Source organism: Sphingopyxis sp. 2PD (genome assembly GCF_005503695.1).
Taxonomy (GTDB): domain Bacteria; phylum Pseudomonadota; class Alphaproteobacteria; order Sphingomonadales; family Sphingomonadaceae; genus Sphingopyxis.
The window spans coordinates 1-14,342 of the sequence record NZ_SCMU01000034.1; the positions used below are offsets into that span (position 1 = coordinate 1).

A 14,342-nucleotide genomic window follows, 5' to 3' on the forward strand; every position below is an offset into this window, starting at 1 on the left:
CCCCCCGCGTAAGGCGTCCCCAACAAAAACCGCGCGCGCGACTCCTGCTGGCCCGCTCTCCCGCCAAGCCAGCACACGGTCATTCCCCGCCGCGCCAACAGGGGACTGCTGCAAGATGACGACCACCGGACATGACACGCTGGGCACCCGTTCGACGCTGAACGTCGGCGGCAAGGAATATGCGTACTATTCGCTCGACAAGGCCGCGGCCAAGCTGGGCGACGTATCGCGCCTGCCGTTTTCGATGAAGGTGCTGCTCGAAAACCTGCTGCGCTTCGAGGATGGCGGCTTCACCGTGTCGACCGACGATGTGCAGGCGCTGGTCGACTGGCAGAAGGATCCCCATTCGAACCGCGAGATCCAGTATCGTCCGGCGCGCGTGCTGCTGCAGGATTTTACCGGCGTGCCGTGCGTCGTCGACCTCGCCGCGATGCGCGATGCGATCGCCAAGCTGGGCGGCGACACGACCAAGATCAACCCGCTCGTCCCCGTCCACCTCGTCATCGACCACAGCGTGATGGTCGACGAATTCGGTCATCCCAAGGCGTTCGAGCAGAATGTCGAAATCGAATATTATCGCAACGGCGAACGCTATGACTTCCTGAAATGGGGGTCGAAATCGCTGTCGAATTTCAAGGCAGTCCCCCCGGGCACCGGCATCTGCCACCAGGTCAATCTGGAACATATCGCGCAGGCGGTGTGGTCGAGCGAGGATGCGGACGGCACCACTGTCGCCTATCCCGACACCTGCGTCGGCACCGACAGCCACACGACGATGATCAACGGCCTTGGCGTGCTCGGCTGGGGCGTCGGCGGGATCGAGGCCGAGGCCGCGATGCTGGGCCAGCCCGTGTCGATGCTGATCCCCGAAGTCGTCGGGTTCAAATTCACCGGCGCGCTCAAGGAAGGCGTCACCGCGACCGACCTCGTGCTCACCGCGACGCAGATGCTGCGCGCGAAGGGCGTCGTCGGCCGCTTCGTCGAATATTTCGGCCCCGGCCTTGCCTCGCTGTCGCTCGCCGACCGCGCGACGCTCGCAAACATGGCGCCCGAATATGGCGCGACCTGCGGCTTTTTCGGCGTCGATGACAAGACGCTCGATTACATGCGGCTGACCGGGCGCTCGGAAGAAAATATCGCGCTGGTCGAGGCCTATGCCAAGGCGCAGGGGCTGTGGATCGTCGAGGGCGCGGCGGACCCCGTGTTCACCGACACGCTCGAACTCGATCTTGCCACCGTCGTCCCGTCGCTCGCGGGGCCGAAGCGGCCGCAGGACCGCGTCTCGCTCCCCGACGTCGACGATGTGTTCAACGCCGACATGGTCAACACCTATAAAAAGGCGCAGACGCGCGTGCCGGTCGAGGGCAAGGATTTCGACATCGGCGACGGCGACGTCACCATCGCCGCGATCACCAGCTGCACCAACACCTCGAACCCCGGGGTGCTCGTCGCCGCGGGGCTCGTCGCCAAAAAGGCCGACGCGTTCGGGTTGAAGCCCAAGCCGTGGGTCAAGACCTCGCTCGCCCCGGGGTCGCAGGTCGTCACCGACTATCTGGTCAAGGCCGGGCTGCAGAAGCATCTCGACAATATCGGCTTCAACCTCGTCGGCTATGGCTGCACGACGTGCATCGGTAACTCGGGTCCGCTCGCCGAGCCGATTTCGAAGGCGATCAACGAAAATGGCCTCGTCGCCGCGGCGGTGATCTCGGGCAACCGCAACTTCGAAGGCCGCGTGTCGCCCGACGTGCGCGCCAACTTCCTGGCTTCCCCGCCGCTCGTCGTCGCCTATGCGCTGAAGGGCACGGTGATCGAGGATTTCACCACCACCCCGATCGGGCAGGACCAGTCGGGTAACGACGTGTTCCTCGCTGACATCTGGCCGACCAACCAGGAAGTTGCCGAAGTGGTCGCGGGCGCGGTCAGCCGCGACATGTTCGAAGCGCGCTACGCCCATGTCTACAAGGGCGACGAACATTGGCAGAAGATCGAGGTCGAAGGCAGCGACACCTATCAGTGGCGCGCGGGCTCGACCTATGTCGCGAACCCGCCCTATTTCGAGGGCATGACGATGACCCCGGCGCCGGTCAGCGACATCGTGAACGCCAAGCCGCTCGCGATCCTCGGCGACAGCATCACGACCGACCACATCAGCCCCGCCGGCAGCATCAAGGCGGACTCGCCGGCCGGAAAATGGCTGATGGAACATCAGGTTAGCAAGGCCGACTTCAACAGCTATGGCGCGCGCCGCGGCCACCACGACGTCATGATGCGCGGCACCTTCGCCAACATCCGCATCAAGAATGAAATGGTCCCCGGCATCGAGGGCGGCATGTCGCGCTATGGCAGCGAAGTCATGCCGATCTACGACGCCGCGATGCGCCACAAGGCCGACGGCACCCCGCTGGTGGTGATCGCGGGCAAGGAATATGGCACCGGATCGTCGCGCGACTGGGCGGCGAAGGGCACCAATTTGCTCGGCGTCCGCGCGGTGATCGTCGAGAGCTTCGAGCGTATCCACCGCTCGAACCTCGTCGGCATGGGCGTGTTGCCGCTGCAGTTCCTCGAAGGCCAGAGCCGCGAAACGCTGGGCCTGACCGGCGACGACACCTTCACCATCACCGGCGTCGCCGACCTCAAGCCGCGCCAGACGGTGACGGTCAACGTCACCCGCCCCGACGGCTCGACGTTCAGTTTCGATACGCTCTGCCGCATCGATACCGCGAACGAGGTCGAATATTATATGAACGGCGGCATCCTGCACTACGTCCTGCGCAAGCTGGCGGCGTAAGCACGAACGGGCGGGGATCGGGCCATGGGCAAACTCCTGTTCCTGATCCTCGGCTTGGCGCTCGGCCTGCTCCTCGCCCGCTATCTGCGCGGGCAGCGGGCAGGCCGCGACCTTTCCGCGCCGCCGCGACCGATGGTCCGCGTCGGCGACGAGCGCATCGACAATGACGAAATCCGCGCCCTGATCCGCGCGGACCGCAAGATCGAGGCGATCAAGCTGGTCCGCGAACGCACCGGCCTCGGCCTTGCCGAAGCCAAGGACGCGGTCGAGGCGCTCGAGCGGACGATGCGCTGAATCGCCTGTCCCCCCGCGGGGTGCAGGCCACCCAAAGGGACAGCCTATGAGCGTTTTACAGATCGCGATCGAGGTTATCGGCTGGCTCGCCGCCGCGCTGATCCTCGCGAGTTACGTCCTGCTCTCGCTCGGCAAGATCGAACCGCGCGGTTATCTCTACCAATGGATGAACGTCATCGGGGCGAGCGGGTTCGTGCTCAATTCGGGCTATAATGGCGCGCTACCCTCTGCGGGGCTGAATGTTGTCTGGGCGTTGATGGGCGTCTTCACCCTGTGGAGCGTGTGGCGCGCGCGCAGGGCAGCGGCTGCTGTCACCCACTAACGGCCCAACACCGTAGCCCTGAGCCTGTCGAAGGGCGCCTATCGTCGGGGAAGCGCCCTTCGGCAGGCTCAGGGCTACGGTCTCGCCTAAAACGGTAAGCTAAGGCTCCACCGCCGCATCCCACGCCGCGACCTTGGCCTTAGTATCGGCCAGCATCGCATCGAGCGCCGCGCGATCATGCACCGACCCGCGCAGGATCACGCTGTCGATCGCCCGCGTCGCGGCAATATCGTCCAGCGGGTTGCGCGTCAGCAGCACCAGATCGGCCGCCATGCCCGGCTTGATCGCCCCATAACGATCCAGCCAGCCAAACCACGCCGGCCCCGCGCGCGTCGCCGACACGAGCGCCTGCGCCGGGGTCAGCCCCTTTTCGACGAAAAGCGCGATCTCGTCATGCAGGCCGAAACCGGGATAGTTGAAGCTGTTGAGGAACCCCGCATCGGTCCCCGCGATGATCGGCACCCCTGCCTCCGCCAGCATCGGCAGGATCGTTGCGACAGCCTCGATCTGCTCGTGCCGCGCCGCGATCGCGGCGACGTCGGCCTTGGCCGCGCGCTCGACCCGCCAATCATAGGTCTTGCGCAGCTTCGGTCCGATATAGGCCAGCCCCGCGTCCTTCTTATGATCGTCGCGATCGAGATAGGCGATGATCCGGCTGCCGTTCAGCGTCGGGGTGACCGACACCCCCTGCGCAGCAAAGCGGCGATAGGCGGCCATTGCGGTCGCGCGATCGAACCCCGCGTCCAGGCGGCGGTTCGCCTCGGCGCGGTCGATCCGGCCCGCGGCGAAATCGGCGGCAATCGCGGCCTCGTCCTTCGCCCCGGCATTATAGGCATAGTCGAGATGTTCGATCGAACTGATCCCGGCGTCGACCGCCTGCTGCACCGTCAGCGCCATCGGGATATGGCCCGAGGTGCGCAGCCCCAGCGCCTTCGCGCGGGTCAGCGCATAGAGGAAGAGTTCGGGCTTCAACGTGCTGTCGGTGATTTTGACGAAATCGACCTTGTCGCGATCTTTCAGCCGGACAAGCGCCGCATCGACATCGGCGGTGCTGCCGACCTCGATCGTCCCTTTCCACAAGGGCTTGATCCCCTCGATCTTGGCGCCCGAGGTCAGCAGCCGCGGCCCGAACAGGCGGCCGTCCGCAATCTCGCTCCGCCAGCCGAGCACCTGATCGCGCAGGTCGCCCGACGCGTCGCGGATCGTCGTGATCCCGTTGGCGACATACAGCGGCAGCAGCGCCCTATTCTCTTCGATCAACTCCGGGCCGCCGCCGAAATGGACATGCATGTCCCACAGGCCGGGGATCAGGAACTTGCCCTCGCCCGCGACGCGCCGCTTCGCCCGCCATTGGCGCGCAATCGCCGCGTCGGCGCCAACCGCGACAATATCGTCGCCGCGCAGCACCACCGCCTGCCCCGGCACCGTCCTGGCACCCTCGACATCGACGATCGTCACTTGGCGGATAATGACATCGGCCTGCTGCGGCGCCGCCGATACCGGGGGCGACGCGGCGAAGAGGGCGAAGGCGAGGGCAGCGAGCAGGCGTTTCATGACGAGGAATCCTTCCGAACAGAAGAGCGCCTTAGGATCAGAACCCATGAATTGCACTATCGCGCCTCGGCGCGGCTCCACCGCCCGCTAGGCATATCGCCGTGCAAATGCCGCGGCGGCGCCGAACAGGCCGGGTTGCGGATGGGTGATCAGCTTCACCGGCATCGCCGCCATCAGATTTTCGAACCGCCCCTTTGCGACAAAGCGTTCGGGAAAGCCCGAGCGGACGAGGCTGTCGCGGATGCGCAGCCCCAGCCCGCCCGCGATGACCACCCCGCTTGCCCCCTGCGCCAGCGCCAGATCGCCCGCGACGCTGCCCAGCGACAAGCAGAAGCGGTCGGCAGCCGCCGCCGCAAGGCTGTCGTCGCCGCGCATCGCCAGCGCCCAGATCGTCCGGTCGTCGAGCGCCGCGACGGCTCGGCCCTCCAGCCCCGCCAGCGTTTCGTATATGTCGACGATGCCGGGCCCCGCCACGATGCGTTCGATCGACACGCGCCGGTACCGGTCGCGCAGCCGCGCCAGGATCGCGTCCTCGATGCGGTCGAGGGGCGCAAAGTCGATATGGCCTCCTTCGGTCGCCTGCACCCGGTAATCGCCGCCGCCGCGCCACACATGCGCGACCCCGAGCCCGGTGCCGGGGCCGATGACGCTGATCGTGCCGCTTGCGGGGAGCGGCACGTCGGGGCCGCACAGCCGCTCGAAACAGCTGTCGTCGGCCTGCGCGACCGCATGCCCCACCGCCTCGAAATCATTGACCAGCACATGGCGGTCGACGTTCAGCTTTTCGCCGATCAACGCGGGGCGGATGAGCCAGGGATTGTTGGTGAAACGGATGACCTCGCCGCGCACCGGCCCCGCCACCGCGATCGCGGCGCTGCGCGGAACCCCGCCGACTCCGCGCGCAAACGCCTCCCACGCCGACTGGAAACTGGCGTGCTGGGCGGTTTGCAGCGTCGTCGCTTCGCCCAGCCCCACCACGCGCCCGCCGGCCACTTCGGCGATCGCAAAGCGCGCATGGGTGCCGCCGATATCGACGGCAACGACCGCCTCGCTCATCCTGTTCGCTCCCCTTGCGCCGCGATCAGGGTCCTATTGCCCGGATCCGGCGGCGAAGCAAGTACAGCCCGCCCGCTAGCACCGCGGTCGGGACGAGCATCAGCGTGAAGGCGGTGCGCCCGTCGAGATGCGCGAACAGCGCGCCGGTGATGATCGACCCCGTCGTCCCGCCCAGCGCGGAGAAGACGACGACCAGCCCCATCAGCGGCGGGTGGCTACGCCCCGGCATCGCGCTCAGCATCACCGAAATGATCGTTGGATAGATCGGCGCGAGCGCGAAGCCGATCAGCGGGAACAGGAAAGCGGCGACGGGCGCGTCGCCCCAGCCGGCAATCGGTCCCGGCTGCAATCCGTCGGCGAGCGGCAGGACCAGGATGATCAGCGCCGCAAGCAGCGCCAGGCAGATGTTGAGCACCGGATACCAGTCGAAGCGCGCCATCACCGCCCCGGCGCCGAACCGCCCCAGCGCGATGCACGCCGCGAACAGGCTGGCCGCCTGCACGCTCATTTGAGCCGGCAGGTGCAACACCTCGTTGTTGAAGGTCGGTAGCCAGGTGCCGATCCCCTGTTCGATCAGGACAAAGACAAAGGCGCAAACGACAAAGATCAGCACCAGCGGCAGCGCCGCCAGCCGCAGCATGGCGAGCATCGGCGCATGTTCGGCCGGCTCCGGATCGCCTGTATCGGCGGCCTGCCGCTCCTCGACCGGCGCCGAGAGCAAGATCGCCAGCGCCAGCGCGGTCACGCCCGCCAGCACCCAGTAAGCGTTCAGCCAGCGCAGCCCGGCGGGGTCGATAAAGGCGCTGAACACCCAATAGGACGACAGCACCCCGACCATGAACATGCCCTCGATCAGGCTGGTCAGGCTGGCATGGTGCCGCGCGTCGGCAGTCACCAGCCCGATCATCGAATAGACGACGACCTTCGCCACCGCGAACGCCGCGCCGACCAGTGCGAAATGCAGCTGCGCCGCCGCGAAACTGCCAAACAAGGGCATGACGATGCACGCGGCGATCGCCAGCACCAGCGATGCGATCAGCGCGTTGCGCAGCCCGAAGCGCGGCAGGTAACTGGCGGTCGCGAACGATACGACCGCGATCGTGATGTCCTTGAACCCCTCAAGCGTGCTCGCCTCGGGCTTGGTCACGCCAAAGCTCGAAATCGACTGCAGGATCACCGTCCCCACGCTGTTAAGCAGCATCGCAAAGGCGACATAGGTCAGGATCAGCGCGGCGATCAGTCGGGTGCGGGCCATGATGCGTCCTTAGGCGAAAGGGGGACGGATGTATCGGTTGCAAATCAAGCGGCGGACAGTCGAACGCCCAGTTTACTCCTCGTCATGCTGAACTTGTTTCAGCATCCATGGCCCGCCCTCCAATCCAGCGCTGCGCCGAAAGAGTCGGCGGGCCATGGACCCTGAAACAAGTTCAGGGTGACAGGCAAAAAAGAGCATCCACCTGCTTTACAAACGCCCTTAAAAAGAGGGGTGGCCGCGAAGAGGCCGCGACCACCCAGGGAGGGATGAACTCAGAACCGGTACGCCGCGCTGAACCGGAATGACCGGCCCAGGATCGGGCGCGCATTGACCACCTGCCCGCCGGTCTGACCCAGCGTGCGCGGATCGCCCTCGGTCAGTCCGGCCTTGTCGGTCAGATTGTCCGCGGTCACCGCAAATTCCAGCGCGTCGTTGACATCGACCCGCACCCCGGCATCGATCTTGAAATAATTCGGCAGCGACTGGGTGTTCGCGGTGTCGGAGAAACGGTCGCCGACATAGCTGAAGGTAGAATAGAGCGAGACCTTGCTGCCGCCGCCGAATTCGATGTCATAGGACGGGGTCACCCGCCATTGCCATTTCGGCTGGCGCTGCACCCGATTGCCGCTGAGGTCGATCGTCCCGCCGCCCGCAAAGAAATCGCGATATTTGGCGTTCAGCCAGGTGCCCGAAAAAGCGATGCTGAAATTGTCGACCGGGCGCAATTGCCCTTCCAGCTCGATCCCGGTGCTGCGCGCGCCGCCGATGTCGGCGACCGGCGCGCCATTCTGGATCACCGTCGTCACCAGCCCGGTGAACTTGGTGTGGAACAAAGTGGCATAAAGCGACACCGGATCGGTGCGGACCTTGAGCCCACCCTCGAAATTGTCGACCCGCGGTGACACGAAAATCCCGTCGCGCAAATTGTCGAAAAAGGGATTGGTGTTGCCGCGGTTATAGCGGACATAGGCGCCGACCGACGACGAGAAGTCGTAATTCAACCCCGCGGTCCACGACCAGGCACCCTTTTTATAGGCAATGGTGCGGAAGGTGCCGTTCAGCACCGCGGTGCCATTGTTATAGAGCGTGTTCGGATTGCCGTCGGTGTCGACCCCGAAATCATTATTCTCCAGCGTCCCGCTTGCCTTGTAATTCTGGTACCGCACCCCGGCGTCGAAGCGCAATTCGGGCGTGATCTGAAATTCGTCGGTCGCGTAAAAGGCATATTCGCGGCCGTCATAGGCGGCGTTGACGTTGAAGAACGACCCCTGGGTAAAGCCGCGGTCGGTCGCGACCTGGCCGTTCGCCAGCGTCAGGTTGAGCAGACGCGCATTATTCTCGGCGGTCAGCAGATGGACATTGCCCAAATTCCACTGATCGTTCGACGAAAAATCGGCGAAATAGGCACCGACGGTCAGCTTGTTGCTGCCGCTTTCCCATTCGACCGCCAGGTCGTTGGCAAAATTTTCGATCTGCTTGCGGACGATCCACGTCCCGGCGCGGATCACCTGCTGCGTCCCCGCCACGGCCTGCCCGCCGTCGACGTAGGTCAGGCTGCCGACCGTGCTGCCGAGCGAGGCCGCATAGGCATCGGCGGTCGACGCGGTGCTCGCAGGGACGAGTCCCGTCGTGTCGGCGTCGCCCTTCAGGTAGCTCGCACGGTACCGCAGCTGCACCCCGTCGCCGACCTCATAGTCGAAATTGGTGCCGAGGTTGACCAGCTTGGCACCGCGACCATCGGCCAGATTGGCACGCGTTCCGTCGGGCAGCGTGCTCAACCGCGTTTCGGGACCGGCCAGCGCCCCCGACCCCAGGTCGATATTGCCGAACTGGCGGACCTTGTCGCCGTCGCGGATCACCGGGATCGGCAGCAGCCACTGGCCGCGATCGTTGAGATAGCGGGCGAAGACGAGGATCGAACCCTTGTCCAGGTCGTGACGGATATTGCCGGTGATCTGGCCGCCCTTTTCGGCGGTGAAGCGCGGGTCGCGGATGCCGTTGCCGCTGGCATAATATCCGCCGACCATGAAGCTGGTATTCTCGCCCAGCGGCCCCGACAGCAACAGGTCGCCGCGCAGGTCGCCATAATCGGTGACGCTGGCCTTCACCAGCCCTTCGAAATCGCGTCCGCTTTCCTTCTGGACGAAGTTGACGGTCAGGCCGGGCTGGCCGTTGCCGAACAGCGCGCCGGTGCCGCCGCGCACTGCCTCGACCCGCTCGATCGTCTCGTCGATGCGGATCAGCTGGGTGTTCTCGAGGAACGACAGCGTCGGCGGCGAGAAAAAGGGCACGCCCTGCACGGTCAGCGTGACGAATTCGGCGTCGCCGCCCGACGGATAGCCGCGCACAAAGATGTTGGCGCCATTCTGGCCGCCCGAGCTTTCCGCCGACACGCCCGGGATGACCTTGAACAGGTCGGCGGTGCTGTTCGGCGCCGCGCGCTCGATCGCGTCGGAATTGATGCTGGTGATCGCGAACGCCGCGTCCTGGCGATTGACCCCGCCACCGGCGGTGCCGGTGACGATGATTTCCTCATTCGCCGCCGCCGCATCGTCGACCTGAGGCGTTTCCTGCGCGAACGCCGTCGTCGGGAGCGCGGCGAGCGCGATCGACGACAGCAGATAGCTTTTCTTCAACATGGCATATCCTCCACTTTTCCTGTTCTGATTGATCGGTCTTTTCGCTCCGCCGCTGCCTGTTCTGCCGACAGGATCTGGCCGAGCGAAAGATCGCCGATGGCGGGGACGTTGATGTCGGCATCGGGCAGCGCCTCTTCTGACCCGATGCCAATGGCCACCATGCCCGCCGCATGGATGGCCGAAATTCCGGCGCGGGCATCCTCGACGCCCACGCAGTCCCGGGGGGACAGGCCCATGCCCGCGGCACAGGCCAGGAAAATGTCGGGCGCGGGCTTGGCGTTCGCCACCGCCCCCGCGTCGGCAATGAAATCGAACGCATCGGCGATGCCCAGCAGGCGCACGACGTCGCGCGCGTTGCGGCTGGCCGAGGCAAGTCCGATCTTCAGCCCGGCGGCACGCAGGTCGGCGAACAGCCCTTCCACGCCATCGAACAGATTCGCAGGCGAATAGCCCCTGAGCCGCGCGACATAGCTGGCGTTTTTCTCGGCGAGCATCGCCTCGAACTTCGGCTGCGCGACCGCCTTGCCCGACTGGTCGAGGATCAGCCGCAGCGATCCGGCGCGATCGACGCCCTTCAGCGCGTGGTTGGCTTCGCGGTCGAACGTCAGCCCGTGCGCGTCGGCGAGCGCCTGCCACGCCTGATAATGATCCTCGGCGGTGTCGGTCAGCACCCCGTCGAGGTCGAAGATCACGCCCTTCAGCGCCGGGCGCGTCATCGTCACCGGGTCGCTGCCGACCGACAGCGGGCGGCCATGGTCCAGAATGGCGACCGGCGCCCCCGCCAGCAGGCGATAGGTAGAGCCCGCGGCATCGACCGCCAGCTCGATCGTGCTGCCGCGCCATTGCAGGCGAAAGCGATAACCGGTCCAAGCGGTGGGCAGCTGCGGGCGGAACGACGGCAGCGCGCCATCGAGGTGCAGTCCGCCCCACCCCTGCGCCAGCACCAGCCAGCTGCCCGCCAGCGCCGCCATATGCAGCCCGTGCGACGTGTTGCCGTGGCGATCCTCCAGATCGACGAAGGCGCATTCGCTGAGGAAAGCGAGCGCCGCCGCTTCGTCGCCCAGCCGCGCCGCGGCGATCGCGAACGACACCGACGACAGCGTCGAATCATGCGTCGTAACCGCGGCATAATAGTCGAAATTGCGCCGCTGCCGCGCCAACGGCATGGCGGTCAGGTCCATCGCCATCGCCTGCACGACATTGCCCTGCTTCGCGACCTGGTGGCGGAACAGGATCATCGGGTGATACCGCATCAACAGCGGCCCATGGCCATCACCCGCCGCCCATCCCGGCAATCTGGGACGGCCCAGAAACGCATCGTCCTGCGGATTGATGCCCAGGTCCGCATCGACCGGCAGCCACATCGCCGCCGCCGCGCGGCGCCATTCGGCCACTTCGGCATCGCTCACATCCACCGCACCCGGCTGGCCGGGGCCGCTGCTGCGCAGCCAGTCCGCCGTGTCGGCGGCATAGGCCAGATGGCGGCGCGCGATCGCGTTGGTATAAAAATCATTGTCGACCAGCGCCGAATATTCATCGGGTCCGGTCACGCCATGGATGCAAAAGGCACCGCCGCGCCGCGGATCGAACGCCCCGATCTCCATCCAGATGCGCGCGGTGTCGAACAGCATCGGCGCCGCTTCGGCCCGGAAATCATCATCGCCGGTCGCCGCGACATACAGCGCCAGCGCATAGGCGATGTCGCCATTGATATGATATTGCGCCGACCCCGTCGGATAGTGCGACGAACATTCGTCGCCGCCGATCGTCCGCCACGGATAAAGCGCCCCGCAGGTGTGACCGAGCGCCTTGGCATGTGCCCGCGCGCGGTCGAGCTTGCCGATGCGATAGGCCAGCAAGGTGCGCGCTTTCGCGGGCGCCTGCAACGCCAGCACCGGCAGCATGAAGGTTTCGGCGTCCCAGAAATAATGGCCTTCATACCCCTCGCCGGTCAGCCCCTTGGCGCCGATGCTGTGCTTGGGATCGCGGCTCGCCGACTGGTGGAGCTGGAACAGGTTGAAGCGTAGCGCCGCCGCAAGTTCGTCGTCACCATCGATCGCGAGGTCGGCATTGCCCCACAGCTGCGCCACCGCCGCGCGCTGCGCCTCGGCAATCGCATCGAAATCGGTCGGTGCATCGCCCAGCGCGGCAAGATCGACCGGGTGGCCGCGCGCGGCAGCCAGCACGACCACCCGGTCGATCGTTAGGACGCCGCCGGCGACCAGCTCGCCCTGCACGACATGCCCGCCCACCACCGAGGCGACCGGCGCGGTATGGCAAGTGACATGCTGCGCATAGGCAAGCTCGACGGCGTCCTGCGCGAACCGGGTGACCGATGACGGGTCGCCCGGCAGGGGGGAAAGCATCGCCCATGCCGGGCGCAACCGCGCCGAAATGCGCGGGTCATCGGCGTCGGCGCCGGTCGGGGCGGCGCAGTCGGCGCCATAGGCCAACGTCGCGGCGATAGTGGCGCCGAAATCGAGCGGGCGGATGGAAAGGCGCGACGCAACGCACGCCGCGCCCGCCAGCGGCACGATCCGCGCGGCGGCAATCTCGATCTGGCGTCCATCGGCCAGCCGCCAGCGCGTCACGCGGCGCAGCGCGCCGATGGCAAGGTCGAGCGTGGTTTCGGTGTCGGCAACTTCGGCGGCGGCAAAATCGACCGGCGCGCCGTCGATCGCCAGCCGCAGCAGTACCGGGCTGGGGCACGCGATCCGCGTATCGGTTGCGGTCGCATAGCCGGGGAAGCTTTCGTGATAATCGATCGGGCGGCGGACATAGGCGTCGGGCAGATAGGCCGCGGGCGCCGTCGCCAGTTCGTCGATCACCCCCTCGACGCCGACCAGCCCGTTCGCCAGCGCAAACAGCGCCGCCGCCTGCGCCCCGGTCGCGTCGGCACCGCGGCGGACGAGCCGCATCGCTGCAGCATTGTCCTGCACCGAAGGCCTTTCGCCCAGAGCTTGTTCGGAAATCGCCACCGCATCCTCATCCCGGCACGGGCTGCTCGGCCCCTGCTCTGGAACGCGGTGTCCCGCAAAATGGTATCGATGTCAAGGTATCGATACCATTTTGCCTTTCAGGTCACGCTGTGCGGCACTTTCGCGACCTTCCGACTAACTCTCGCGGACGATCAATTCGACCGGCATCGCCCGCGAATCCACGGCTTTCCCGGCCACGAGGTCGAGCACCTTCTCGGCCAGCAACTCGCCCCCCACGCCCCAATCCTGGCGGATGCTGGTCAGCGGCGGCGAGAATAGTCCCGCGCCCGGCGAATCATCGAACCCGACGACCGACACCGCGCCGGGAACATCATGCCCCCGCGCCCGCAGCGCCTCGATCGCCCCCATCGCGATCGCATCGCTGCTCGCAAAAATGCCGTCGAAGCCCGGCGCCGCACCGTCCAGCAACGGCGCCACCGCCTCGCGTCCCGCCGCGACCGTGAAGGCGCAGGGGATATTGGCGACGATCGCGGCATCCGTCCCCGCCAGCCCGGCGCGAAAGCCGTTCAGCCGGTCCTCCGCCTCACCATGTTCGGCGTCACCCAGGAACAACAGCCGCCGCCGCCCGCGCCCGAGCAGATATTCGGCCGCCAGCCGCCCGCCGTCACGATTGTCGCTGCCGACGACGATGCGTTCAGGCGGCCCATGCTCGGCCCCCCACACCACATAGGGCAGACCGGTCGCGGCGATCACCGCCGCGGCATCGTCATGCACCCCCTGCCCCAACAGGATCACCCCGTCCGCCGACGGCGGCGCCTGCATGAACAGATCGATGGTGGTCAGCACCATATTCTGCCCCGCCGCGGTCAGCTGTTGCAGGATGCCGCCCAGCAACAGCAGCGGATAAGGCTCGCTCATCAACCGTTCGTGCGACGGCGTCATTTCAATGACCACCGCGATCGTGCGCGTCCGCTGTTGCCGCAAATTGCGCGCCGACACGTTGAGCCGGTACCCCATCCGCTCGGCGGTCTCGCGGATCAGAGCGCGTGTGCTCTCTTTCACCGTCGAATGGTTCGACAGAGCCCGCGAAACGGTGATCTTCGCAACCCCCAGCTCGCGCGCGACATCCGCCATGGTCGGCCGCGCGCCTTCGCCGGGCTTGTCCCTGCTCATCCGCAGTTCCGCGAGGCGATGGATAGCGAAGGATCGGTGCACGCAAGCATGCGCACCCCCTAACCATTGACCGATGGCTTTCACAAGCAGCTTCGCAACGCAGCGGAGCGGAGCGGAGCGGAGCGGAGCGGAGCGGGTTGGGGGATCCCGGTTTCAGCGATTGCGGTCAAATAGGGACCGGCTGGTGGGCGCTGACGGGCTCGAACCGCCGACCCTCTCGGTGTAAACGAGATGCTCTACCAACTGAGCTAAGCGCCCCCGGGAATGTCGCCATGTGCCGGGAAGCGCGCCCCTGCCACAAGCGGCGCGCGGTGGCAAGCGC

Annotated in this window: 9 protein-coding genes and 1 tRNA gene; 3 read left to right on the forward strand and 7 right to left on the reverse strand. The window is 66.3% G+C overall.

Annotation, left to right across the window (positions count from 1 at the left end; translation table 11 throughout):
- The first annotated feature begins 115 nt into the window (after positions 1-115).
- The 3 genes from acnA to FFS18_RS15625 are packed head-to-tail and all read left to right on the forward strand — an operon-like array spanning position 116 to position 3,404.
- Complete coding sequence (gene acnA / locus FFS18_RS15615; protein ID WP_137871553.1) at positions 116-2,788, forward strand: aconitate hydratase AcnA; 2,673 nt, start codon at positions 116-118, stop codon at positions 2,786-2,788.
- 24 nt (positions 2,789-2,812) lie between these two features.
- On the forward strand, positions 2,813-3,082 hold the full coding sequence (locus FFS18_RS17645) for a ribosomal protein L7/L12 (protein WP_212743062.1): 270 nt from the start codon (positions 2,813-2,815) through the stop codon (positions 3,080-3,082).
- 46 nt (positions 3,083-3,128) lie between these two features.
- Positions 3,129-3,404 carry a CBU_0592 family membrane protein gene (locus FFS18_RS15625; protein WP_120215249.1) on the forward strand — a complete coding sequence of 92 codons (276 nt, stop codon included), beginning with the start codon at positions 3,129-3,131 and terminating at the stop codon, positions 3,402-3,404.
- A gap of 99 nt (positions 3,405-3,503) precedes the next feature.
- Here FFS18_RS15625 and FFS18_RS15630 read toward each other — a convergent pair whose 3' ends face one another.
- The 7 genes from FFS18_RS15630 to FFS18_RS15660 all read right to left on the reverse strand — a co-directional run bounded on the left by FFS18_RS15630 (position 3,504) and on the right by FFS18_RS15660 (position 14,278).
- Positions 3,504-4,958 carry an amidohydrolase family protein gene (locus FFS18_RS15630; protein ID WP_137871554.1) on the reverse strand — a complete coding sequence of 485 codons (1,455 nt, stop codon included), beginning with the start codon at positions 4,956-4,958 and terminating at the stop codon, positions 3,504-3,506.
- 87 nt (positions 4,959-5,045) lie between these two features.
- Complete coding sequence (locus FFS18_RS15635; RefSeq protein WP_137871555.1) at positions 5,046-6,014, reverse strand: glucokinase; 969 nt, start codon at positions 6,012-6,014, stop codon at positions 5,046-5,048.
- A 25-nt stretch (positions 6,015-6,039) separates the two neighbouring features.
- Complete coding sequence (locus FFS18_RS15640) at positions 6,040-7,269, reverse strand: MFS transporter (RefSeq protein WP_137871556.1); 1,230 nt, start codon at positions 7,267-7,269, stop codon at positions 6,040-6,042.
- 272 nt (positions 7,270-7,541) lie between these two features.
- On the reverse strand, positions 7,542-9,908 hold the full coding sequence (locus FFS18_RS15645; RefSeq protein WP_137871557.1) for a TonB-dependent siderophore receptor: 2,367 nt from the start codon (positions 9,906-9,908) through the stop codon (positions 7,542-7,544).
- Complete coding sequence (pgmB, locus tag FFS18_RS15650) at positions 9,902-12,886, reverse strand: beta-phosphoglucomutase (RefSeq protein WP_249340431.1); 2,985 nt, start codon at positions 12,884-12,886, stop codon at positions 9,902-9,904. The genes FFS18_RS15645 and pgmB overlap by 7 nt, the downstream gene beginning before the upstream one ends.
- Before the next feature lie 135 nt (positions 12,887-13,021).
- Positions 13,022-14,020, reverse strand: coding sequence for a substrate-binding domain-containing protein (locus tag FFS18_RS15655; protein WP_137871558.1), 999 nt, complete (start codon positions 14,018-14,020; stop codon positions 13,022-13,024).
- A gap of 182 nt (positions 14,021-14,202) precedes the next feature.
- Positions 14,203-14,278, reverse strand: a tRNA-Val gene (locus tag FFS18_RS15660).
- Positions 14,279-14,342: the final 64 nt, after the last annotated feature.

Excerpts from the sequence above, each read along its gene's own strand:
- acnA (WP_137871553.1), top strand. The coding sequence starts at position 116 with ATGACGACCACCGGACATGACACGCTGGGCACCCGTTCGACGCTGAAC.
- FFS18_RS17645 (WP_212743062.1), top strand. The coding sequence starts at position 2,813 with ATGGGCAAACTCCTGTTCCTGATCCTCGGCTTGGCGCTCGGCCTGCTC.
- FFS18_RS15625 (WP_120215249.1), top strand. The coding sequence starts at position 3,129 with ATGAGCGTTTTACAGATCGCGATCGAGGTTATCGGCTGGCTCGCCGCC.
- FFS18_RS15630 (WP_137871554.1), bottom strand. The coding sequence starts at position 4,958 with ATGAAACGCCTGCTCGCTGCCCTCGCCTTCGCCCTCTTCGCCGCGTCG.
- FFS18_RS15635 (WP_137871555.1), bottom strand. The coding sequence starts at position 6,014 with ATGAGCGAGGCGGTCGTTGCCGTCGATATCGGCGGCACCCATGCGCGC.
- FFS18_RS15640 (WP_137871556.1), bottom strand. The coding sequence starts at position 7,269 with ATGGCCCGCACCCGACTGATCGCCGCGCTGATCCTGACCTATGTCGCC.
- FFS18_RS15645 (WP_137871557.1), bottom strand. The coding sequence starts at position 9,908 with ATGTTGAAGAAAAGCTATCTGCTGTCGTCGATCGCGCTCGCCGCGCTC.
- FFS18_RS15655 (WP_137871558.1), bottom strand. The coding sequence starts at position 14,020 with ATGAGCAGGGACAAGCCCGGCGAAGGCGCGCGGCCGACCATGGCGGAT.